This window comes from Martinezella dioscoreae (assembly GCF_009176305.1).
In the GTDB taxonomy this organism is placed as follows: Bacteria; Pseudomonadota; Alphaproteobacteria; order Rhizobiales; family Rhizobiaceae; genus Rhizobium; species Rhizobium dioscoreae.
Genome location: NZ_BLAJ01000001.1, coordinates 1,334,187 through 1,355,361 on the forward strand (window position 1 = coordinate 1,334,187; position 21,175 = coordinate 1,355,361).

Genomic DNA, 21,175 nt, shown 5'->3' on the forward strand with positions numbered 1-21,175 from the left:
ATCAGGCCCTCGGATGGCGGAAATCCCCCGATTTGCCGCCGGATTTCTCCAATAGAGTGATTCCGCCGATTTCCATGCCGCGATCGGCGGCCTTGGCCATGTCGTAGATCGTCAGGCAGGCGACGGAAACCGCCGTCAGCGCTTCCATCTCGACGCCGGTGCGGCCGGTCAGCTTTGTCGTCGCGGTGACCCGGAGACCGGGCAGGGCGGCATCTTCTGCGATATCGACGGAAACCTTCGTCAACATGAGGGGATGGCAGAGCGGGATGAGATTGCTGGTCTGCTTGGCAGCCATGATGCCGGCAAGCCGCGCCGTGCCGATCACATCGCCCTTCTTAGCGTTGCCGTCGCGAATCAGCGCCAAAGTCTCGGGTTTCATCTTGACGTAACCGGCCGCGGTGGCGCTGCGCGCCGTCTCGGCCTTATCGCCGACGTCGACCATATAGGCTTCGCCCGAAGCGTCGATATGCGTAAGACCGGCCTTCTCGCTGCTCATCTCACTCGGCCGCCAGAATGCCGGTTTCACCGTTCAGCAGCAGTTTGGTTGCCGCCGTCACATCATCCTTGCGCATGAGGCTTTCGCCGACGAGGAAGGTGCTGATACCGACGGCCTCGAGACGCTTGCAGTCGGCGTGTGTGAAGACGCCGCTTTCGCCGACCAGCAGCCGATCCTTCGGTACCATGGGCGCCAGATTCTCGCTGACCGTCAAGCTTACTTCGAACGTGCGCAGATTGCGGTTGTTGATGCCGACCAGCGGCGAGGACAGTTTTAGTGCACGATCCATCTCTTCGGCGTCGTGGACCTCCACCAGCACATCCATGCCGAGGCCGAAGGCCTCGTCCTGAAGACGCTCGGCGTCATCGTCCGAAAGCGATGCCATGATCAGCAAGATGCAGTCTGCACCCCAGGCACGGGCTTCCTGGACCTGGTACGTGTCGAACATGAAATCCTTGCGCAGTGCCGGCAGCGAGCAGGCCGCGCGGGCAGCCGTCAGGAATTCCGGAGCACCCTGGAAACTCGGTGTATCCGTCAGCACCGAAAGGCAAGCCGCACCGCCGGCCTCGTAGGCCTTGGCGAGGGCAGGCGGGTCGAAATCGGGGCGTATCAGGCCCTTGGACGGGCTTGCCTTCTTGATTTCGGCAATCAGGCCGAAAACACTGGATTCCTGCCTGGCAAGCAGCGCCTTGTGAAAGCCGCGCGGCGCGGACTGGTCAGCCTGCATGGCCTTGAGATCGGCAAGGGAAAGCTTGGCCTTGGCAGCGGCGATTTCCTCGCGCTTGTAGGCCTCGATCTTTCTAAGGATATCGCTCATGATGTCCTAGTCCTGTCCTTCTTCATTGGAAACGGCAATGAGCTTTTCCAGTGCAACGGCGGTGGCGCCGCTATCGAGCGAATGAGCCGCGAGCTTCATGCCATCATGCAGCGTTTCCGCCTTGCCGGCAATGACCAGCGAGGCCGCCGCATTGGCAAGGGCGATGTCGCGATAGGCGTTCTTTTCGCCGGCGAGCACTGCGCGAAGGGCTGCGGCATTGGCAACGCCGTCACCACCCTTGAGATCGGCAAGGTCGGCATGTTGCAGGCCGAAATCGGCCGGTGTCAGTTCGAAGCTACGAATCCTGCCGTTTTCCAGGGCCGCGACGGAGGTCTTGCCGGTCGTGGTGATCTCGTCCAGGCCGTCGCCGTGCACGACCCAGACGCTCTCTGCGTTGAGATCCTTCAGCACCTCGGCCAGCGGCAATACCCATTGTGGCGCGAAGACGCCCAGCAGCTGGCGACGAGCGCCGGCAGGATTGGACAGCGGACCAAGGAGATTGAAAATCGTGCGCGTGCCGAGTTCGACACGCGAGGGGCCGACATGGCGCATGGAAGAATGATGCAGCTGCGCGAACATGAAGCCGATGCCGGCTTCCCGAATGCAGCGGGCAATCGTCTCTGGTCCGATATCGAGCTTGATACCCAATACGGACTGCGTGTCGGCGGTGCCGGCCTTGGAGCTTTGGGCACGATTGCCGTGCTTGGCGACGGGCACACCCGCGCCGGCGACGATGAATGCAGCCAGCGTCGAGATATTGTATGTGCCGAAGCCATCGCCGCCGGTGCCGACGATATCGATCGCATCGGCAGGCGCTTCCACCGGCAGCATCTTGGCGCGCATGGTCGTCACGGCGCCGACGATTTCATCCACCGTCTCGCCGCGAACGCGCAGCGCCATGAGAAATGCACCGATCTGCGACGGCGTGGCCTCGCCCGACATCAGGATTTCGAATGCCTGCCGGGCTTCGTCCCGCGTCAGCGCCTCACGATTGGCGACCTTGGCGAGGAAAGGCTTCAATTCTGTCATTGATGATCCATCCTCCCGTATGGGTCTAGCGGGACATCGCCTGTTCGGCGAGGCTCTGGTTGACCGTTACGGCGTATTTGGACTGCAGCTGGCCGACTATCTGGTCGAGGATGTCGTCGCCGGCAGCATTGGCGATCTGGGCCACCTGCTGATCGTCGTTGCTCAGCGCATCGGTCGTCGGATTGTCGTTGACATCGGTGACCTTGAGCAGGATCTGCGTCGTGTCATCGGCGCCGATGGCGTTGGCGGCCGTATCGACCGGACCGGAGAAGGCGGCAGCGATACCGCCGCGACCCAGAACCGGATCATCCGTCGAGCGCGTGATGCCGGCCTTGCTTTCAACAGCGATGCCAAGCGGCGCGGCGATATCGGCGAGCGACTTGCCTTTCTGCGCCTCCTGCTTCAGCTCGGCCGCCTTGGCGGCAAGCGCGACCTTCTGCTGCTCCGCGGTCCAGTCGGCAACTGCCTTTTCACGGACTTCGGAAAGCGGGCGATCATGATCAGGCGTGACGTTCATGACATCATACCAGATGTAGCCATCATTGCCGACCGTCAGGGGAGCAGGGTTGCCACCCTGATCGACCTTGAAGACCTCCGAGATCAGCTGCTGGCGGGCCGGCAGATCCTTGATCTCATTGCCGTTCTGATCGAGGCCGGTCTGGTCGATCGCATCGATGATAACGAGCTTCAGCTTGAGTTGCGATGCCGCATCCTGCAGCGATGCGCCGGAGCCGCGCAGGTCTTCGAACTTGTCGTGGACGCTGGTGATTTCATTGGCGGCAGTGCTGAGCGCAATCTGCTTGCGGATATCTTCCTTGACCTCGTCGAAATTCTTGGCAGTTTCGTTCTTCACATTGGTCACACGCAGGATGACCGGACCGAATGAACCGTCCACGACGGGCGTGGTGCCACCTTCCTTGGAGACGGCAAACGCCGCTTCGGCAACGGTCTTGTCCGGAACCTGATCCTTGGTGAAGGTGCCGAGCAGCACGTCGGACGGCTTCTTGCCCTGATCGGAGACGAGCTGATCGAAGGTGCTTCCCGTCTTCAGCGCATCGGCTGCGGCATTGGCGAGATCCTTGTTGGCGAAGGTCAGCTGCTCGATGGTGCGCGTTGCCGGCGTGGTGAAGCTGTCCTTGCGCTTGTCGAACTGCGCCCGCACTTCGTCATCCGTGACACTTGCCACATCGGCAATATCCTCGGCCTGCAACTTCACATAGGCGAACTTGCGGTATTCAGGCGCACGATATTTCGACTTCACGCCATCGAACCATTTCTGCAACACGTCGTCGGCCGGCGCCTTGACGGGATCGATATTGGCATTGGTCAGCAACAGATAATCGATGCTGCGGGTCTCATCGTGATACTGCTTGACCGCATCGGCAAGAACCGCCGGTGCGACAAAGCCATTCGACACAGCCTCGACGATTTGGCTGCGGATCGCGACTTTGCTGCGCTCCTTGATATAATCATCGGGCGATATGTTGCTGTTGCGCAGAAGCATATCGAACTTTTGGCGGTCAAAGGCACCGTTCGCAGCCTTGAAGGCCGGATCGTCGCCGATGAGCTTGGCAAGGCGGTCTTGCGAGAGGCCGAGGTTCATGTCAGCGGCGAGCTGATCGAGCGAAGCGCCGGCGACGAGCTGCGCCACCGTCTGTTGCCCGATGCCGAAGGCGCGAGCCTGCTCCGGTGTGATCTGCATGCGCAGCTGCTGGCTGATCGCCTGGATCTGGCGGCGATAGGCAAGGCGGAACTCATTGGTATCGATGTGCTGATCGCCGACTGTGACAACGGTATTGCTGCCACCGCCCGTGATAAGGGACCGCTCGACGCCCCACACGCCGAAGGCCGCCGCAAGAAGAAGCAACAAACCTTTGGCAACCCAGGTCTGGGCGATTTTTCTCAGCACGTCGAACATCGGAAAGCAAACCTCGTCATCATCAAGTCTTCGCCCGCAGGCGAAACAATCGGAGTTCCTTAGAACAATCCGAACCGGAATTGAAGAGCCAGTGGGGAAATCGCCTGATGAGGTGCAGCCATGCCGGAACCTTTGAGAAGCGACAGCGTTCTAGCAATGCGGAAACATAAGGAGCACACGATGGCAGAGACCAAATCAGCCTCTACTCAGTCGTCTTCGGCGCGAGCACAAACGGAAACGGCAATGGAGGATCTTGCCGCCCAGGTCGCAGCCTTACGCGAAGATCTGGCAAAGCTGTCACAAAGCGTGGCGGCTGTGGGGCAGGGAGCGAAATCTGTCGTCGCGGAGGAAGCCCAGGAGATCACGGAGCAGTTGCGCGAGAGAGTTCGAGAAGAGCCGATTTTCATGGTCGCTGCCGCAGCAGGCATCGGTTATCTGATCGGCCTTCTGAGCCGACGCTAGTCAGGACGAGCTCTCGACGGGTGGACCAGCCACTCCGAACGACCGCAGCTGCGAAACTGCCGAAAAAGGCGCGGACGATTCGTTCGCGCCTTTTCAATTGGTAACTGCAAGCGCCCCGTATGCAAGAATTGCAGAATATATGCATTGCACCACAACCGAAGCCTGCTGCGATATCTTTGTGACACTCCCTGCGACATGTTGACCATCGCCATTTGTTGAACGCGCACCCTCTTGTATCACGTGGGCGCTTACTATACGTAACAACAATTATAAGGTTGCTTATGAATAGCAGGCTCCCCATACAATGATTTCGACCCCCACCGTTGGTTTTCTCCTCCATGACGTTGCGCGACTCCTTCGGAAGAGATTCGAGCAGCGTGCGAAGGATTTGGGCCTGACGCGCTCGCAGTGGCAAACCCTTGCCTACCTTGCAAACAATGAAGGTATCCATCAGGCCGGACTGGCCGAAATTCTCGAAATCGAGCCGATCACGCTGGTGCGTATTCTGGACAAGCTCAGCGAACGGGGGCTGGTGGAGCGCCGGCAGCATCCGAATGATCGGCGCAGCTGGCTACTCTATATGCGCGAAGAGGCCCGGCCGTTGATGGACGCCATGCGCAGCATTGGCGAACAGTCGCGCAAGGAAGCGCTCGAGGGCGCCTCTCAGGAAGATCAAGAGCGCCTCTATGAATTGCTTACCCTTATGAAATCGAACCTGGTTAGCGCCTGCCGTTCAAAAGCAGTCGATAAAGAGTTACAACATGGCTGAAGCATCCTCCCCACTTCGCGTACCCGCGAACGCAAACTCCTCCGAACAAAATCAAGCTCCCGTCGCCGAGGCTCCATCCTCAAACCCGGCGCCCCAGCCTTCCACGACTGCGCCGGCCGCACCGGCAGCGCCCCCGGAGGCGCCGCGCAAGCGCCGTGGCATGACGCGACCAGTCCTGTTTGCGCTGCTTCCGGTCGCACTTGTCATCGGTGGCTACTACTACGTCACCGGCGGGCAGATCATGTCCACGGACAATGCCTACATTCAGGCCGATATGGTCGGTGTTTCCACCGACGTTTCCGGCACGGTAATCTCGGTCGACGTGCATGAAAATGAGGTGGTGAAGAAAGGACAGGTGCTTTTCCGCCTGAAGCCCGATTCGTTCCGGATCGCGCTTGAAGGTGCGAAAGCGCAACTCGGCAATGCCAGGAACCAGATCCTGAACCTGCAGGCGAGCTACAAGCAATCCCTGTCGGAAATTGCGCAGGCGCAGGCCGACATCCCGTACTATCAGACGGAATTCGACCGCCAGCAGAACCTGATCACCAATTCGGTCGCTTCCAAGGCGGCTCTCGACCAGGCCAGACACAATCTCGAAGCCGCGCAGCAGAAGGTATTGGTCGCAAAGGCCACAGCCGCCGCGACTCTCGCCCAGTTGGGCGGCGAAGGCACTGCCGATCTGCCTCCGGAGCAGAACCCGCTCTATCTGCAGGCAAAGGCTGCGGTTGACAATGCGCAACGCGAACTTGACGACACCGTCGTCAAAGCCCCCTTCGACGGCGTGACCGCAAACGTACCCTCGCTGCAGGTCGGCGCTTATCTGACGGCTTCCCAGCCAGGATTCTCGCTGGTTTCCACCACGCATCTATGGATCAACGCCAGCCCGAAGGAAACCGAACTCACCTATGTCCGGCCCGGCCAGAAGGTCGATATCTCGGTCGACGCCTATCCGGGTGTGACCTGGAAGGGCACGGTTGCCAGCATAGCGCCGGCATCCGGTTCCAGCTTCTCGCTTCTGCCGGCGCAGAACACGACCGGCAACTGGGTGAAGGTCGTCCAACGCATACCGATGATCATCAATATCGACGACACGGCGGGCAAGCCTCCGCTGCGCGTCGGAATGAGCGTCGTCGCCGATGTCGACACCGGCCATGCCCGCGGCCTGCCTGATTTCGTCACCAACCTGCTGGGTCATTCCCGCGGTCAGGATCATGAGTAATACCGCCACCGCTTCTCCCGCGGCGCCCGTTGCCAATCGTGGTGCGATCACCGCCTGCGTCATCCTGTCCGTCATCATGCAGGCGCTGGATACCACCATCGCCAATGTCGCCCTGCCGCATATCCAGGGCGACGTTTCCGCCAGCGCCGACCAGATCAACTGGGTCCTGACGTCCTATATCGTCGCTGCGGCGATCATGACGCCGCCCTCCGGCTTCCTCTCGGCAAAATTCGGCCGCAAGCGGGTCTTGCTGGTGGCAATCGCCGGCTTTGTCGTTGCCTCGGTGCTGTGCGGCCTGTCGGAATCGCTGATACAGATTGTGGGCTTCCGCCTGCTGCAGGGCCTGTTCGGCGCTTCGCTCGTACCGCTGTCACAGGGCATCCTGCTCGATATCTACAATGTCGAGGAGCGCGGCCGTGCCATGGCGCTGTTCGGGGTCTCGGTCATGGTCGGGCCGGTTCTGGGTCCCGTCATCGGCGGCTGGCTGACCGACAATATCAGCTGGCGCTGGGTATTCTACATCAACGTGCCGATCGGTGCGCTCGCCTTCTTCGGCATCGTCGTCTACGTGACGGAAACCAAGCTCGATGCACTCGCCAAGCTCGACTGGTTCGGCTTCGGCATGCTTTCGATCGCGATCGCCGGTTTGCAGCTGTTCCTCGATCGCGGCGAGCAGCTCGACTGGTTCTATTCGAGCGAGATCATCGTCGAGGCGCTCGTCTGCGTCAGCGCCTTCTATCTCTTTCTGGTGCACATGTTCACGGCCGAGCGAAGCTTCGTCAATCCGCGGCTCTTCATGGACCAGAACTTTGCCGTCAGCATCCTGTTCATCTTCATCGTCGGCGTAACCTATCTGGCTTCGCTGGCGCTGATGACGCCTTATCTGCAGACGCTGATGGGCTATCCGGTCGTCACTGCCGGTATCGTCATGGGGCCACGCGGCCTCGGCACCATGTTCTGCATGTTTCTGGTTGGGCGGCTGATCGGCAAGGTCGACACCCGCTGGCTATTGTTCATCGGCCTCGCGCTGACGGCCTGGGCCATGTACGACATGACGGGCTGGACACCGGATGTTTCGCAATGGACGCTGATTTCGGTCGGCTTCGTCCAGGGCGCCGGCCTCGGCTTCCTCTTCGTGCCGTTAACGACCATCGCCTTTGCGACACTGCCGGCGCAGATGCGAGGCGAGGGAACGGGGCTCTACAATCTCTCGCGTAATATCGGCTCCAGCGTCGGAATCTCGGTCGTCTCCATGCTGATTACCGAGAATACGCAGGTCAACCATGCCAATATCGCCGCCTATGTCACGCCATTCAATCGGTATTTCGGCCTCGCGGCCGCACAGGGCGTGAGCCCGATGACGGCAGTCGGTCGTGCGACGCTCGATGGGATGATCACGACGCAGGCGACCATCATCGCCTATATGGACGATTTCAAGCTGCTGATGCTGATGTCGATCTTCGCCATGCCGCTGCTGGTGCTCTTGCGCAAGCCGAAGGCACCGCCGGCGGTCGATCACAGCGTCGCGATGGAATAGCTACGCAGCCTTTCCAGTTTCACTGCGTGGCTCAACGGCTGCCGGGCACCACCCCGGCGGCCGTTTTTGTTCGATCATGGAAAACGGCGGCTGACAAAGCGTGAGCCGGCAGCACCGAAACGCCAAAGGGGATCGATGTTCTTCGTGATGCCGATGCGCTTGCCGGCCACGATCGGCACCGGTTCGGCAAGCGAAAGCGAAAACGGCGCCGCATCCAATGAACGGCCATTGAGATGGATATCGACGGCCAGGGCTTGCGAGAGCTTACCCGGCCCGTTGCAAAGCGAGACGATGTCGGCCAGCCCCCGCCGCTGGATCATGTGCGCGATGCCGTTTTCCGGCTCGATCGCCCGGATGAGCACGGCGCTCCCCTTGGTGCAAACGAAATTCAGACACCAGTGAATGCCGTAGGAGCGGTAGACATAGACATGGCCGGCCGGTCCGAACATGGCCGCATTGCGCGACGTCGGCCCGTTATAGGCGTGAGATGCCGCATCATCCGGTCGATAGGCCTCCGTTTCGACGATTCGACCGCCCACCTCTGCAACAGTGAAGCGCATCCCGATCAGATCGGATGCGACCACGACGGCGTCCCGACTGAAAAAAGCGGTAAGGGCAGGGCCGGCGAGGGGGCTGACACCAAGAGACAGGGAATGATCGTCAGAAGCCATGGAAGGAAATTATCCCGGATAGCCGAAGCCATCAACACGGCGCCGACCATCAAGTGCTTGGTCCGGCGTACTGATAATTGACAAAAGCTAAGTATCTCTTATTAATAGCTTGCTTCAGTCAGATTTGACCCCTGACCTGGCGAAGGTGGCCCGGCCCTTTCCAGCGGCCGGGCCACCTTATTTTTAGCGCGCTGACGACATGAAGTTCCCGCAGCGCCACCCGGCTCGATGAATATTCCTCAATCGCCGTTCTAGCCGATATCGAGAATGCGAAGGAGCTCGGCGGAACAAGTTGACGCGGCGACCAAAGCTGATAAAAAGCCAGCCGTCGAGTGATTGGCAAAAAACCGGTAACCACACCCGGTTTCGAAAAATCAACACTATATGGATTTTTCAGGCCTTTTCAGTTGCTTGGGAAGAGTGTCCGAGTGGTTTAAGGAACCGGTCTTGAAAACCGGCGTGCGGGAAACCGTACCGTGGGTTCGAATCCCACCTCTTCCGCCATATCCATATGAAATCATTAGATTTTATGGCCGATGGCCCTCCCATCCCATACACACCATATTAGCCATTCTTGATATTCTTAGTCACGCAGATTGCCATCGAAAATGAAGCGCGACGTGTCACATTAAGAATCCCTGCCTTGTCATGCCCTTCACAACACCAATTTCGAAGGAGATGACAATGATCCGGCAGAGCATCGCAATCGTGTATCATAGCGGCTACGGACATACCGGCCGACAAGCCGAGGCCGTCAGAGCGGGGGTCGAAGAGGTTGATGGCGCGGAGGCTATGCTGTTGACCGTAGATGCGGTGGAGCGCCACTGGAGTGATCTCAATGCGGCGCATGCGATCATCTTCGGCTCGCCGACTTACATGGGCGCAGTTTCTGCACCATTCAAAACATTCCAGGAGGCGACGTCGAAGACAGTTCTTGCGAAGGGCTATTTGTGGAGGGACAAGATCGCCGCCGGTTTCACCACCTCTGGGTCACGATCCGGCGACAAGCTTTCGACGCTGATGCAGATGGTGATCTTCGCAGCCCAGCACGGAATGCATTGGGTCGGTCTCGATCTGCCGCCGGCCAACTGCTCATCGACGGACTCGGAAGAGGATATGAACCGCCTCGGCTTCTGGCTTGGCGCGGCGGCGCAGGCCAATACGGACGAAGGCCCGGAGACGGCGCCACCGCCATCCGATCTCGCCACCGCCCGTCATCTTGGCCGGCGGGTAGCGCTGACGGCGCTGCAGTTTACTCGTGGCCGCGAGGTCAATCCATTTGCGCGCGAGTTCGCAGCCAATGAATGAGGCGCCGTCCGACCCAATCTTCGCTGAGCTGCGTCCGCGCCTTGTCAGGCTCGCCTACAGAATGCTCGGATCGGTCACGGATGCCGAGGATATCGTGCAGGATAGCTGGTTGCGCTGGCTGGCGACCGATCGCGCTTCCATTCGCGAACCGGCGGCATTCCTGCGGACAGTCGTCACCCGGCTTTGTCTGAACGAGCTGAAATCGGCCCGTCGTCGCCGGGAGTCCTATGTGGGTTCCTGGCTGCCCGAGCCGATTTTCGATCCGGAAGATGGCGATGCCGCTGACGATATAACCATGCCGCTGATGCTGGCCTTGGAGCGTCTTTCGCCGCTGGAGCGAGCCGCCTTTCTTCTGCATGACGTGTTCGGCATGAGTTTCGATGAGATCTCGTCGGCAATTGGTCGTGAGGCTGCCGCATGTCGCAAGCTTGCCAGCCGGGCGAGGGCACATGTCACCGAGGCCCGGCCGCGTTTTGCGGTCGGGAAGGAAGAAGGGCTCAAGCTTGCCGAGGCTTTCTTCACGGCGTCGAGAACGGGAGACATGGCCTCCCTTCAGGCTCTGCTTTCAGAGGATGTCGTTGTCTATGCCGACGGCGGCGGCAAGGTGCCGACATCGCAGCGACCACACATCGGGCTTTCTGCCACCATGCGGCTTCATGAGCGACTGGCGCGAATTTTCCGCGCGCATCCCTCGCAACTGATCCACTATGCCGTCATCGATGGCTTGCCGGGCTTCGTGACAATAGAAGGCGACAGTGTCGTACAGACCACCGCGCTGCAGGTCGAACGGGAAAAAATCGTCGCCATCTATTGCACCCGCAACCCGGACAAACTGCAGCACATTATCGGCGCGTTAGAATCGGCGACATCTATCACGACAAACTATTGATGCGTCTTGATACAGCAGCCTGAGAAAACTGCGCCAAATCTCTCCTTCGCAATCCCAGCCCAATGACAAACCGAGTGCATCTGTTGCAGTCCGGCACGACTGGTGGCGCTCAGAAAGCAGACCGTTACCGTCGCGGGATGGATGTGATCGACACGACTTGCGGCCGGTAGCGCTTTACTGAGCGTTAACCATGATCTTCGGAAATTCTTCGGTGCGCTCAATTTGCATCGCAAAATGGACAAAGTGCAATCATGATTAAAGCACCGTTAGGTGATTGGAGCGTAGCAGGATACCGGAGCGAGGGATTACCGGTAGCAGACCTCCGTCAAAGTAATGAGTAGCGGCTTGGGACAGATGACATTCGAAAATCGGGCGGTGACATACACAACGGCCATGCGTTGGTTTGCTCTCTCACTGATGTGCGCAACCATTACGGCCTGCGGGACGTCTCAGAAGGTTGCTTCGACACGCAAGCACGGCAAGGAATATTTCTCCGAGAAGGAATATGGCGTTAAGGCGAGCCCTCGCGTCGTCAATAACGGACCGGTGCCGAAGGGCGGCGGCCGCTTCATGGTCGGCAATCCCTATCAGGTGAAGGGCAAGTGGTATTACCCCAAGGAAGATTTCGGCTATAACAAGGTCGGCATCGCTTCATGGTACGGCTCGGCTTTTCACGGTCGTCTCACCGCCAACGGTGAAGTCTACGACCAGCAGTCGCTGACTGCCGCCCATCCGACCTTCCCGCTGCCAAGCTATGCCCGCGTCACCAATGTTGAGACCGGATCCTCCATCATCGTTCGCGTCAACGATCGCGGCCCATACCATCCCGGCCGCATCATCGACCTTTCGAACAAGACGGCACAACTGCTCGACCTTCAGCATAGCGGCACGGGCAATGTGCGCGTGCAATATGTCGGCCGCGCCCGCATGGACGGTCATGACGAACCCTATCTGATGGCCTCCTACATCCCGAAGGGTTCGCGTCTGCCCAGCATCAACCCGGGTGGCCAGATCGCAACCGGCGTGATGGTGGCCTCTGCCGGCCGGATGACTGCCGATCAGCTGCCGGATTCATATACCCCAACACCGACGCGCGCCAGCCGCGAGGTGCGCAGCTTTGATGCCGCGCCGGCGATTGCACCCGTCCCGCGCCAGTCGCCCTATTCAGCAACGGCCTTCGCCGACTCCACCCCGGATGGCGGTTACAACGCCACCAAGCGCAACGACCCGCCGCCGATGACGTGGAATGGCGGAGCGATGCCTGCGGCGGAAGCGGCGGACCCGACCATGATCGTGCTTCCGCGGATCGGCCCGATCCCCCGCGAGCGGCCGGATTTCTCTCCGCGTCTGGCAAGCCAGAAGGACCAGTCCCTTGGCTCCATGGCTGCCGGATATCAGGAAGCGCCGGTTAAAACAGTTTATGTCGACCTCGCTTTCGATGCCGTCATGGTTCGCAATGACGGCCTCACGCAGGAATCGATTCTCTCGTCCTATCGCCGCCAGCATCAGGGTACGACGCAGGTCGATTGATCGGCGTCATTGCCTGAATCTTAACCCGTCACTAAAATGATCGTGCCGGTGGTCGGATGAAGGGGACGATATGCCAAAGCGCTTGATTCTTTTGTTCCTTTTTCTCCTCGGGTTCGCGAATGTCACGGCCGTCGCGCAGCCGGCCGCACCGGGCGCTTTCGACACGAAAGCCGCGCAGGCGTTCATGATTGAAGCCTCGACCGGCACTATCCTGCTTGCCAAGAACGAGGATCAGCTGATTTCGCCGGCGTCGCTTGCGAAACTGATGACGCTGGATGTCGTTTTCGACGCGATCGGGCGAGGGGAGATCAACCTCGACACGGAATATCCCGTCTCGGAAAATGCCTGGCGCACCGGTGGCGCTCCCTCGCGTGCATCGACAATGTTCGCAGCCCTGAAATCGCGTATCCGCGTCGGCGATCTGATCCAGGGTATAGCCGTACAGCAGGCGAACGACGCCTGCATCGTTCTGGCCGAGGGTATGTCGATCAACGAACGCGAATTCGCGCGGCGCATGACGGCGCGTGCCCGCGAGATCGGCATGTCGCGGTCGACCTTTATCAATTCGACCGGACTGCCCGATGCCAACGACCCCAATGGCGGCGGCAGGGTTTCCGCGCGGGAGATGGTCATGCTGGCGCAGGACCTGCAGGAGAAGCACCCGGATCTTTACAAATATTTCGGGCAGGCCGACTTCACCTGGAATAAGATCTACCAGCGCAACAAGAACCCGATGCTTCTGCTCAATATCGGTGTAGATGGCCTGGGGCTGGGTTTTGCCGAGAGTGAGGGCTTTTCGATCGTCGCCTCCATTCAGCGCGATGGACGCAGGCTGTTCCTGGCACTCGGCGGGCTGAAGAGCGACAAGGAACGCATCGAGGAGACGCGACGCGTCCTCGAATGGGGACTCAGCAATTTCAAGAGCCAACGCATCTTCGCCGATGGCGAAGTGATCGGCAACGCCAGCGTCTATGGCGGCGCTGCTTCCACCGTCGGCCTGCAGGCGAAAATACCCGTCGACGTCTATGTGCCGATCGAGACACCGGATCGGCTTTCGGCGCGTATCGTCTATCGCTGGCCTCTGACAGCGCCGGTGGCCGCGGGTTACGAAGCCGGCACCCTTCGCGTGTTCCTGGGTGCGCGTTTGGTGCGGGAGCTGCCACTCTACACGAAAGAATCGGTCGGGCAGGGCACATTGGGTCGCCGCGCCTTCGATGCCCTCATGGAACTGACGGAATCACTGCTGTTCTCCTGGCTGTGGGACAAGCCTTTGCCGACCTGAGTGGGCCGCAAGGCTCGCGAAATCTCTGTTCACACCCCATATAGAGTGGCGGAGACCGGGACGTGCACGGTTCCACCTGGACATGTCTTGGGTTAAACAGGATGCGTATCGCACGCCGCACGAATGGCATGCGAAAAGTGCAGGACATGATCATTGGCTGATGCAAACGGATTATTCGTAAGCTTCGAAGGCGGCGAGGGGGCCGGCAAGTCCACCCAGATTCGCCGCCTGGCTGAACGGTTGCGCGAGCGTGGCCATGAGGTTCTGGTAACGCGCGAACCCGGGGGCTCGCCCGGAGCGGAAGCGGTGCGGCATGTGCTGCTTTCAGGTGCTGCGGAAATGTTCGGTACGCGCATGGAGGCGATTCTGTTCGCTGCTGCCCGCAACGATCATGTCGAGGACGTCATTCGCCCGGCACTTTCGCGCGGCACCATCGTCCTTTGCGATCGGTTCATGGATTCCTCGCGCGTCTATCAGGGCGTAACGGGCAATCTCGAGCCTGACTATATCGAGGCTCTGCAGAGGGTTGCCGTCAACGGCGTCATTCCGCATTGCACGCTGATTCTCGACATTCCCGCCGAAGTCGGTCTGGCGCGCGCACGCAAGCGCGCCTCCGCCGTAACCGCACCAGATCGCTTCGAGAAGGAGGAGATGCAGACCCACGAGAAGCGCCGCGAGGCGTTCCTCGATATCGCCTCCCGCGAGCCCGAGCGTTGTCACGTCATCGATGCTCAGAGGTCGGAAGATGAGATCGCTGCTGAAATCGCCGAGATCGTCGACAAGCGGCTCGGTGCAGCCAATATCGCCGTAGGATCGGAAGCGGCGCAATGAGCGATGAACGTCCGGGCGTCCTCGACGGCGCTATTCCTCCGCAAGACAATGCGAAGCTCTTCGGCCATGAAGAGGCGGAAACTTTCCTCGCGCAATCCTATCGCTCCGGCAAGGGCCACCACGCCATGCTGATCGAAGGGCCTGAGGGCATCGGCAAGGCGACGCTCGCCTTCCGTTTCGCCAATCATGTCCTCTCCCATCCCGATCCGGCGTCAGCGCCGGAGACGATCGGCGATCCCGATCCGGCATCCGTCGTCAGCCGGCAGATTTCCGGCGGAGCATCGCACAATCTCCTGCATTTGAGCCGGCCGGTCGACGACAAGACCGGCAAGGTAAAATCCGCGATCACCGTCGACGAAGTGCGCCGCGCCGGAAAGTTCTTTTCGCAAACCTCAGGCACCGGCAACTGGCGCATCGTCATCATCGATCCCGCCGACGATCTCAACCGCAGTGCGGCCAACGCCATCCTGAAAATCCTCGAGGAACCGCCGAAGCGCGCTTTGTTCCTCGTGCTTTCGCATGCACCGGGCCGGCTTCTGCCGACGATCCGCTCACGCTGCCTGCCTCTGAAGCTCGCACCGCTCGGCAATGATGCCTTGCGCAAGGCACTCGAAAATCTTGGCGTGCCGGCCGGGCAGGGGAGTGAATTGCTCTCCGCTGCCAAGGGCAGCGTCAGCGAGGCGCTCAAGCTCCTGAACTACGGCGGCGGCGAGATCATCGAGGCCTATCGGCAGGTGCTTTCGGCTGATGGGCCGGCGGCTCGCAAGGCGATGCACCGCCTCGCCGATGCGCTTTCCGGCAAGGACAGCGACACGATCTTTGGCTTCTTCCTCTCGCATATCGGCGATGACATCATCGATCGGGCTCGCGCTGCCGCGCTTGGCGGCTCCATTTCCACGGCCGAGAGGCTGGCTCGGCTGCACTCCGAGACCACTGAGCGATTGAACGTGTCCCAAGCGTACAATCTTGACCGCAAGCAGACGCTTATCACCATTCTCGGCGAACTCAAGCAGCAGCTTTCGGCATAGACAGATCGTAATTCCCTGCGAAAGCCACCGCGAAGTTTCCTGTGAATCGTGTCAGGGAAAGATCAGCTTCCAGGCGACAACCGCCAGCGTGACGGCAAGGATGATGCGCACGGACCGCTCATGCAGGCGCGGCGCCAGCAGACTGCCTGCGACGATGCCCGGGATCGACCCTATCAGAAGGGCGAACAGCATCGTCCAGTTGATCTCGCCGATAAGCCAATATCCCATGCCGCCGATCAGGGTCAGCGGCACTGCGTGGACGATATCGGAGCCGACGATTTCGCGCACGTCCGTCTGGGGATAGAGCACCAGCAGGACGGTGACGCCGAGCGCACCCGCGCCGACCGAGGTCATGGTGACGAGAATGCCAAGTATAAGGCCGAGTATGACGGTCAACAGAGCGATATTGCGTGGTGATATCGTTCCGCGTTCGCCGCGCCATTTACGGATGGCCTCAATGATCTGGCCACGAAAAATCAGCATCAGAGCCGTCAAAAGCAGCAGGCAGCCCAAGGACAGCGTGATGGTATGAGCAACGGCGGGGCTCTCGCGGTTGACGCCGGCCATGATCCAGAGCATGGCGAGCGCCGCGGGAACGCTGCCTGAGGCCAGAAGGCCGACAACCCGCCAATTAACCCGCCCGTGCATGCCGTGCACGGCCGTTCCCGCCGTCTTGGTGATTGCCGCGTAAAGGAGGTCGGTGCCGACCGCTGTTGCCGGATGAACGCCAAAGAGAAGCACGAGCAGGGGGGTCATCAGCGAACCGCCGCCGACCCCTGTAATGCCTACAAGCATGCCGACGAAAAAGCCGGAAAAGGAATAGAGCGGCTGAAAGGAATCAATCAAACTCAATATCACGGCCTCTTGAAGCCGTTAGGCAGACCAATACATAAAACGATGAAATCCACGGCCACTTCTGTCCTGCGCTCCACTCTTCGGAAGGGGTAAAGGCGAGGCGGAGTCGAGTCAAGCAAGGCGCCATCCCGAAGTTCCGAATGCTGCGGGCGCGAAACTTGGTGTTTCGCTCATGACAAACATGCGCTAAAGCGAGCGGAGCAAGAATAACAGCGACGTAACAGTAAAAGCGGGCCACTGCCTCACATGACCGAAAAAACTCCGTTCTACATCACCACCGCGATCGCCTATCCCAACGGCAAGCCGCATATCGGCCATGCCTATGAGCTGATCGCCACAGATGCGCTGGCACGATTCCAGCGCCTCGATGGCCGCGACGTCTTCTTCCTGACAGGTACGGACGAACATGGCCAGAAGATGCAGCAGACGGCGCGGGCCGAAGGCATGGACCCGCAGCAGCTCGCCAACCGCAATTCCGATGAATTCCAGGCGATGGGGAAGCTGCTGAACGCGTCGAACGACGACTTCATTCGCACGACGCAGCCGCGCCACCACGAGACATCGCAGAACATCTGGAACCTGATGGCCGATGCCGGCGACATCTACAAGGATTCCTATGCCGGCTGGTATTCGGTGCGCGACGAAGCCTATTACCAGGAAAACGAAACCGAACTGCGCGCCGACGGCGTGCGCTACGGACCGCAGGGCACGCCAGTCGAGTGGGTGGAGGAGGCAAGCTACTTCTTCAAGCTCTCCGAATACCAAGACCGGCTGCTGAAGCACTATGAGGAAAATCCGGATTTCATCGGCCCGGCCGAGCGCCGCAATGAAGTCATTTCCTTCGTCAAATCCGGCCTCAAGGATCTGTCGATCTCGCGCACGACCTTCGACTGGGGCATCAAGGTGCCAAACGACCCGTCGCATGTCATGTATGTCTGGGTCGACGCTCTGACGAACTACATCACGGCGACCGGCTATATCGAAGATCGGAGCAATCCGCGGGCGAAATACTGGCCGGCCGACCTGCATGTCATCGGCAAGGACATCATTCGCTTCCACGCGGTCTACTGGCCGGCCTTCCTGATGTCGGCGAAGCTGCCCCTGCCGAAGCGCGTCTATGCCCACGGCTTCCTGCTCAACAAGGGCGAGAAGATGTCGAAGTCGCTCGGTAACGTCGTCGATCCGGTCAATCTCGTGAACCATTTCGGCCTCGACCAGGTGCGCTACTTCTTCCTGCGCGAAGTCTCCTTCGGCCAGGACGGCAGCTACAGCGAAGAGGCGATCGGCACGCGCATCAATTCGGACCTTGCCAACGGCATCGGCAACCTCGCCAGCCGTTCTCTGTCGATGATCGTCAAGAACTGCGACGGCAAGATCCCGGAATGCGGACCGTTGACGGATGAAGACAAGGCACTGCTCGCACAGGCCGACGCCTTGCTCGCTTCGACCCGCGAAGACATGGGCAAGCAGCTCATTCATCGTGCCCTTGCGTCCATCATCGCTGTCGTTTCCGAGACGGACCGCTATTTCGCGAGCCAGGAGCCCTGGGCGCTGAAGAAGACCGATCCTGCCCGCATGGCGACCGTGCTCTACGTCACGGCCGACGTCGTGCGCCAGATCAGCATTCTGCTGCAACCCTTCATGCCGGAATCCTCGGGCAAGCTCCTGGATCTTATTGCCATCCCATCCGACAAGCGTGATTTCGCGGCGCTCGGCGAGGCGGGCCGCCTCGTTGCCGGAACGCCGCTGGAAGCCCCGAAGCCGGTCTTCCCGCGCTATGTCGCGCCGACCGTCGAATAAGGTTCTCCATGCTGATCGATACGCATTGCCATCTGGATTTTGCCGATTTCGAAGAGGAGCGCGACGCGATCGTTGCGCGTGCTCATGAGGTTGGCGTCAAGCAGATGGTCACCATTTCGACGAAGGTCAGGAAGCTCGACGGATTGCTTGCGCTCACCGAGCGTTATCCGTCGGTTTTCTGCTCTGTCGGCACTCATCCGAACAGCGCCGACCAGGAGTTGGATATCCAGACGGAAGACCTCGTGCGGCTAGCAAATCAGCACGAGAAGATCGTGGCGATCGGTGAGGCGGGTCTCGATTACTTCTACGATACCGTCAAGCCGGAAGACCAGAAGACCGGCTTCCTGCGCCATATCGCTGCCGCTCGCGAAACACAGCTGCCGCTCGTCATTCACAGCCGCAGCGCCGATGAGGACATGGCCGCGATCCTGACGGAGGAAACAGGGAAGGGGGCTTTCCCCTTTATCCTCCACTGCTTCTCCGCCGGCCCTGCCCTTGCCCAGACCGGCGTGGAGCTTGGCGGCTATATCTCCTTCTCCGGCATCCTGACCTTCCCGAAATCGGAAGAGTTGCGCGAGATTGCCAAAACGATCCCGCACGACCGGCTGCTGGTCGAGACCGACGCGCCTTATCTCGCGCCGAAGCGCTGGCGCGGCAAGCGTAATGAACCGTCCTATGTCGTCAACACGGCCGAGGTGCTGGCCGACACGATCGGCGTCAGCATGGCTGATATCGCCGAAATCACCACAGCGAACGCCTTCCGCTGCTTCTCCAAAATGACGAGGGTCTGACGTCGTGACATACCGGCGGCGCTTCACCATTTTGGGCTGTTCATCGTCGCCGGGCGTTCCGCGTATTACCGGCGACTGGGGTGCCTGCGATCCGAAAAATGCAAAGAATCGACGGACACGTGCCGCCTTTCTCATCGAGCAGATCGCGCCGGATGGCGGCATCACCACGGTCGTCATCGATACCGGTCCGGATTTCCGAGAGCAGATGATCCATGCCGGCGTCAGCTTCATCGACGCCGTGCTCTATACCCACGCCCATGCCGACCATATTCACGGCATCGACGATCTGCGCGGCTACTTCCATATTTCAAACGAGCGCATCCCGATCTATGCCGATCCGCCGACCATGGATCGCATTCGCGAAGGCTTTCGCTACTGCCTGGAAACACCACCCGGCAGCAGCTATCCGCCGATCGTGCGGCCGGTGCTGATCGAAAATCTCGAGAAAAGTTTCGTGATCGATGGGGCAGGCGGTCCGATCCGCTTCTGGCCGCACAAGCAGATACATGGTGATATCCATTCGCTGGGCTTCCGTATCGGTAAACTCGCTTATTGCAGCGATATCAGTGATTTCCCGCCGGAATCGATAGAAAAAGTTCAAAACCTAGACATCCTGATCATCGACGCGTTGCAGTATCGGCCTCATCCAAGTCATCTGTCGTTGGAACAGTCGCTCGAATGGATCGAACGCCTGGCGCCGAAACATGCCATCTTGACCCACATGCATACGCCGCTCGATTATGAAACCGTGCTGGCTGAAACGCCCGATCATGTCGAGCCGGCCTACGATCAAATGCAGATCGAACTCGACGTGGAGGATGATGAGCTATGAGCGAAGATATCAAGAAGCTTTCCAGCCTGGAGCGCGTCGAACTTGCGGCGCGCGCGCTGGGGCTCGACATCTCGATCAAGCGCATGGAGCAATCGACACGAACCGCCGAAGAGGCTGCCAAGGCTGCAGGATGCGCCGTTGGTCAGATCGTCAAATCGCTGGTCTTCGTCAATGCCGATACGCACGCGCTGACGCTGCTTCTGGTTTCAGGCGCCCATAACGCCGATACGGCATATATTGCAACAGCTTATGGAATTCGATTGAAGCGTGCCGATATCGATCGCGTGCGCGATGAGACCGGTTTCGCTATCGGCGGCGTTGCGCCAATCGGCCATCTGGTCGATCTGCCTGTTTTCATCGACGAAAGCCTTTTGGCCTACGATCAGGTCTGGTGCGCAGCCGGGCGCCCGGACAGCATTTTCTCCTGCAATCCAACGACGCTAGCCGAAAAGATTGCGGCCAAGGTGATCCGCATCAAGGCGAGCTAAGAATAGCGAATACAACCGGCGCCGGCAGAGATTCCATGGGATCCCCGCGGTGCGACAGGGAGGATGCGATGAGCAAGGCTTCAGACGGCAAAAGGACCGATACGGCTTCGCGGATAATTCGCTCGACGCCACACGCGATCTTCAAAGCATTCCTCGATCCCGAAGCATTGGCCTCATGGCTTCCGCCGAAAGGCATGACGTGCCGCATACACGTCTTCGAACCGCATAAAGGCGGCCGTTATCGAATGGCGCTATCCTATGACGCACTGGATCATTCAACGCCTGGAAAATCCTCCGAGCATACCGACATTGTTTCCGGTCGATTCCTCGAGATCATGGCGGATGAACGCATCGTTCAGGCGGTAGATTTCGAATCCGATGACGCCGCATTCGGCGGAACGATGACCATGACCTGGTCCTTGACAGAGGTTCCAACCGGCACAAGGGTCACCATAATTTGTGAGGACGTGCCGCACGGCATCCGCAGAGAAGATCATGACGAGGGACTGAAATCGACCCTCGAAAATCTGGCCAACCATCTGGAATAAAAGCCAAAAGCGTCTGCACCATCGCCATATCGATATCCGCTTTAGTTCCATAATCTATCTTATCTGATGTTTGCT

21 protein-coding genes and 1 tRNA gene are annotated in these 21,175 nt (G+C 59.7%); 16 read left to right on the forward strand and 6 right to left on the reverse strand.

The genetic code is table 11. From position 1 onward, the window contains the following. Nucleotide 1: 1 nt before the first annotated feature. From moaC to GDN47_RS06475, 4 genes are read right to left on the reverse strand one after another with little or no spacing between them, the layout of a single operon-like run. Nucleotides 2-496, reverse strand: a complete 495-nt coding sequence (gene moaC, locus GDN47_RS06460) for a cyclic pyranopterin monophosphate synthase MoaC (protein ID WP_152092827.1) — start codon at nucleotides 494-496, stop codon at nucleotides 2-4. A 1-nt stretch (nucleotide 497) separates the two neighbouring features. Beyond that, a complete protein-coding gene (gene trpC, locus GDN47_RS06465) occupies nucleotides 498-1,313 on the reverse strand; it encodes an indole-3-glycerol phosphate synthase TrpC (RefSeq protein ID WP_145317437.1) in 816 nt (271 codons plus the stop codon). Between the two features lie 6 nt (nucleotides 1,314-1,319). Beyond that, complete coding sequence (trpD, locus tag GDN47_RS06470) at nucleotides 1,320-2,342, reverse strand: anthranilate phosphoribosyltransferase (protein ID WP_145317440.1); 1,023 nt, start codon at nucleotides 2,340-2,342, stop codon at nucleotides 1,320-1,322. A gap of 25 nt (nucleotides 2,343-2,367) precedes the next feature. Next, the gene (locus tag GDN47_RS06475; RefSeq protein ID WP_152092828.1) at nucleotides 2,368-4,260 is read right to left on the reverse strand and encodes a peptidylprolyl isomerase; all 1,893 of its coding nucleotides are present in this window, start codon (nucleotides 4,258-4,260) and stop codon (nucleotides 2,368-2,370) included. A 180-nt stretch (nucleotides 4,261-4,440) separates the two neighbouring features. Here GDN47_RS06475 and GDN47_RS06480 point away from each other — a divergent pair, with 180 nt between their 5' ends. The 4 genes from GDN47_RS06480 (at nucleotide 4,441) to GDN47_RS06495 (ending at nucleotide 8,247) form a co-directional block, all read left to right on the forward strand. After that, nucleotides 4,441-4,722 carry a hypothetical protein gene (locus GDN47_RS06480; protein ID WP_069612302.1) on the forward strand — a complete coding sequence of 94 codons (282 nt, stop codon included), beginning with the start codon at nucleotides 4,441-4,443 and terminating at the stop codon, nucleotides 4,720-4,722. Between the two features lie 304 nt (nucleotides 4,723-5,026). Continuing rightward, nucleotides 5,027-5,491 carry a MarR family winged helix-turn-helix transcriptional regulator gene (locus tag GDN47_RS06485; protein WP_069612200.1) on the forward strand — a complete coding sequence of 155 codons (465 nt, stop codon included), beginning with the start codon at nucleotides 5,027-5,029 and terminating at the stop codon, nucleotides 5,489-5,491. Next, the gene (locus GDN47_RS06490; protein ID WP_113330681.1) at nucleotides 5,484-6,710 is read left to right on the forward strand and encodes an HlyD family secretion protein; all 1,227 of its coding nucleotides are present in this window, start codon (nucleotides 5,484-5,486) and stop codon (nucleotides 6,708-6,710) included. The genes GDN47_RS06485 and GDN47_RS06490 overlap by 8 nt, the downstream gene beginning before the upstream one ends. Next, entirely contained in the window at nucleotides 6,703-8,247 is a 1,545-nt protein-coding gene (locus tag GDN47_RS06495; protein WP_113330682.1) for a DHA2 family efflux MFS transporter permease subunit, read from the forward strand. Before GDN47_RS06490 ends, GDN47_RS06495 begins: the two co-directional genes overlap by 8 nt. A 74-nt stretch (nucleotides 8,248-8,321) precedes the next feature. Here the strand turns inward: GDN47_RS06495 and GDN47_RS06500 are convergent, their stop codons facing one another. Beyond that, entirely contained in the window at nucleotides 8,322-8,918 is a 597-nt protein-coding gene (locus GDN47_RS06500; RefSeq protein WP_152092829.1) for a DNA-3-methyladenine glycosylase, read from the reverse strand. Between the two features lie 414 nt (nucleotides 8,919-9,332). On the opposite strand from GDN47_RS06500, the gene GDN47_RS06505 reads away from it, so the two are divergent. From GDN47_RS06505 to GDN47_RS06535, 7 genes are all read left to right on the forward strand, one after another. Beyond that, nucleotides 9,333-9,422: transfer RNA gene (locus GDN47_RS06505), tRNA-Ser, on the forward strand. A gap of 180 nt (nucleotides 9,423-9,602) precedes the next feature. Continuing rightward, nucleotides 9,603-10,226 (forward strand): flavodoxin family protein, encoded by a 624-nt coding sequence (locus GDN47_RS06510; RefSeq protein ID WP_152092830.1) that lies wholly within the window; start codon nucleotides 9,603-9,605, stop codon nucleotides 10,224-10,226. Then, nucleotides 10,219-11,115: a sigma-70 family RNA polymerase sigma factor gene (locus GDN47_RS06515; protein WP_113352521.1), complete on the forward strand. Its 897-nt coding sequence runs from the start codon at nucleotides 10,219-10,221 to the stop codon at nucleotides 11,113-11,115. The genes GDN47_RS06510 and GDN47_RS06515 overlap by 8 nt, the downstream gene beginning before the upstream one ends. A 354-nt stretch (nucleotides 11,116-11,469) precedes the next feature. Further along, the gene (locus GDN47_RS06520; RefSeq protein WP_233789764.1) at nucleotides 11,470-12,645 is read left to right on the forward strand and encodes a septal ring lytic transglycosylase RlpA family protein; all 1,176 of its coding nucleotides are present in this window, start codon (nucleotides 11,470-11,472) and stop codon (nucleotides 12,643-12,645) included. A gap of 70 nt (nucleotides 12,646-12,715) precedes the next feature. Continuing rightward, nucleotides 12,716-13,927 (forward strand): D-alanyl-D-alanine carboxypeptidase family protein, encoded by a 1,212-nt coding sequence (locus GDN47_RS06525; protein ID WP_152092832.1) that lies wholly within the window; start codon nucleotides 12,716-12,718, stop codon nucleotides 13,925-13,927. A gap of 153 nt (nucleotides 13,928-14,080) precedes the next feature. Continuing rightward, complete coding sequence (gene tmk, locus GDN47_RS06530; protein ID WP_152092833.1) at nucleotides 14,081-14,758, forward strand: dTMP kinase; 678 nt, start codon at nucleotides 14,081-14,083, stop codon at nucleotides 14,756-14,758. Next, a complete protein-coding gene (locus GDN47_RS06535; protein ID WP_152092834.1) occupies nucleotides 14,755-15,786 on the forward strand; it encodes a DNA polymerase III subunit delta' in 1,032 nt (343 codons plus the stop codon). Before tmk ends, GDN47_RS06535 begins: the two co-directional genes overlap by 4 nt. A gap of 51 nt (nucleotides 15,787-15,837) precedes the next feature. Here the strand turns inward: GDN47_RS06535 and GDN47_RS06540 are convergent, their stop codons facing one another. Then, nucleotides 15,838-16,581 carry a sulfite exporter TauE/SafE family protein gene (locus GDN47_RS06540; protein ID WP_371865491.1) on the reverse strand — a complete coding sequence of 248 codons (744 nt, stop codon included), beginning with the start codon at nucleotides 16,579-16,581 and terminating at the stop codon, nucleotides 15,838-15,840. A 306-nt stretch (nucleotides 16,582-16,887) separates the two neighbouring features. Here GDN47_RS06540 and metG point away from each other — a divergent pair, with 306 nt between their 5' ends. The 5 genes from metG (at nucleotide 16,888) to GDN47_RS06565 (ending at nucleotide 21,100) form a co-directional block, all read left to right on the forward strand. Then, nucleotides 16,888-18,441, forward strand: a complete 1,554-nt coding sequence (metG, locus tag GDN47_RS06545) for a methionine--tRNA ligase (RefSeq protein WP_152092836.1) — start codon at nucleotides 16,888-16,890, stop codon at nucleotides 18,439-18,441. 8 nt (nucleotides 18,442-18,449) lie between these two features. Then, nucleotides 18,450-19,232: a TatD family hydrolase gene (locus GDN47_RS06550; RefSeq protein WP_112340749.1), complete on the forward strand. Its 783-nt coding sequence runs from the start codon at nucleotides 18,450-18,452 to the stop codon at nucleotides 19,230-19,232. 4 nt (nucleotides 19,233-19,236) lie between these two features. Then, nucleotides 19,237-20,064 (forward strand): MBL fold metallo-hydrolase, encoded by an 828-nt coding sequence (locus tag GDN47_RS06555; RefSeq protein ID WP_113330691.1) that lies wholly within the window; start codon nucleotides 19,237-19,239, stop codon nucleotides 20,062-20,064. Next, entirely contained in the window at nucleotides 20,061-20,552 is a 492-nt protein-coding gene (locus GDN47_RS06560) for a YbaK/EbsC family protein (protein WP_113330692.1), read from the forward strand. Before GDN47_RS06555 ends, GDN47_RS06560 begins: the two co-directional genes overlap by 4 nt. A gap of 68 nt (nucleotides 20,553-20,620) precedes the next feature. Next, the gene (locus GDN47_RS06565; RefSeq protein WP_152092837.1) at nucleotides 20,621-21,100 is read left to right on the forward strand and encodes an SRPBCC family protein; all 480 of its coding nucleotides are present in this window, start codon (nucleotides 20,621-20,623) and stop codon (nucleotides 21,098-21,100) included. Nucleotides 21,101-21,175: the final 75 nt, after the last annotated feature.

Excerpts from the sequence above, each read along its gene's own strand:
- GDN47_RS06540 (WP_371865491.1), bottom strand. The coding sequence starts at position 16,581 with ATGCTTGTAGGCATTACAGGGGTCGGCGGCGGTTCGCTGATGACCCCC.
- GDN47_RS06535 (WP_152092834.1), top strand. The coding sequence starts at position 14,755 with ATGAGCGATGAACGTCCGGGCGTCCTCGACGGCGCTATTCCTCCGCAA.
- GDN47_RS06560 (WP_113330692.1), top strand. The coding sequence starts at position 20,061 with ATGAGCGAAGATATCAAGAAGCTTTCCAGCCTGGAGCGCGTCGAACTT.
- GDN47_RS06515 (WP_113352521.1), top strand. The coding sequence starts at position 10,219 with ATGAATGAGGCGCCGTCCGACCCAATCTTCGCTGAGCTGCGTCCGCGC.
- trpC (WP_145317437.1), bottom strand. The coding sequence starts at position 1,313 with ATGAGCGATATCCTTAGAAAGATCGAGGCCTACAAGCGCGAGGAAATC.
- GDN47_RS06500 (WP_152092829.1), bottom strand. The coding sequence starts at position 8,918 with ATGGCTTCTGACGATCATTCCCTGTCTCTTGGTGTCAGCCCCCTCGCC.
- GDN47_RS06475 (WP_152092828.1), bottom strand. The coding sequence starts at position 4,260 with ATGTTCGACGTGCTGAGAAAAATCGCCCAGACCTGGGTTGCCAAAGGT.
- trpD (WP_145317440.1), bottom strand. The coding sequence starts at position 2,342 with ATGACAGAATTGAAGCCTTTCCTCGCCAAGGTCGCCAATCGTGAGGCG.
- GDN47_RS06520 (WP_233789764.1), top strand. The coding sequence starts at position 11,470 with ATGACATTCGAAAATCGGGCGGTGACATACACAACGGCCATGCGTTGG.
- GDN47_RS06490 (WP_113330681.1), top strand. The coding sequence starts at position 5,484 with ATGGCTGAAGCATCCTCCCCACTTCGCGTACCCGCGAACGCAAACTCC.
- GDN47_RS06565 (WP_152092837.1), top strand. The coding sequence starts at position 20,621 with ATGAGCAAGGCTTCAGACGGCAAAAGGACCGATACGGCTTCGCGGATA.
- GDN47_RS06480 (WP_069612302.1), top strand. The coding sequence starts at position 4,441 with ATGGCAGAGACCAAATCAGCCTCTACTCAGTCGTCTTCGGCGCGAGCA.
- metG (WP_152092836.1), top strand. The coding sequence starts at position 16,888 with ATGACCGAAAAAACTCCGTTCTACATCACCACCGCGATCGCCTATCCC.
- GDN47_RS06525 (WP_152092832.1), top strand. The coding sequence starts at position 12,716 with ATGCCAAAGCGCTTGATTCTTTTGTTCCTTTTTCTCCTCGGGTTCGCG.
- GDN47_RS06550 (WP_112340749.1), top strand. The coding sequence starts at position 18,450 with ATGCTGATCGATACGCATTGCCATCTGGATTTTGCCGATTTCGAAGAG.
- GDN47_RS06510 (WP_152092830.1), top strand. The coding sequence starts at position 9,603 with ATGATCCGGCAGAGCATCGCAATCGTGTATCATAGCGGCTACGGACAT.
- moaC (WP_152092827.1), bottom strand. The coding sequence starts at position 496 with ATGAGCAGCGAGAAGGCCGGTCTTACGCATATCGACGCTTCGGGCGAA.
- GDN47_RS06495 (WP_113330682.1), top strand. The coding sequence starts at position 6,703 with ATGAGTAATACCGCCACCGCTTCTCCCGCGGCGCCCGTTGCCAATCGT.
- GDN47_RS06485 (WP_069612200.1), top strand. The coding sequence starts at position 5,027 with ATGATTTCGACCCCCACCGTTGGTTTTCTCCTCCATGACGTTGCGCGA.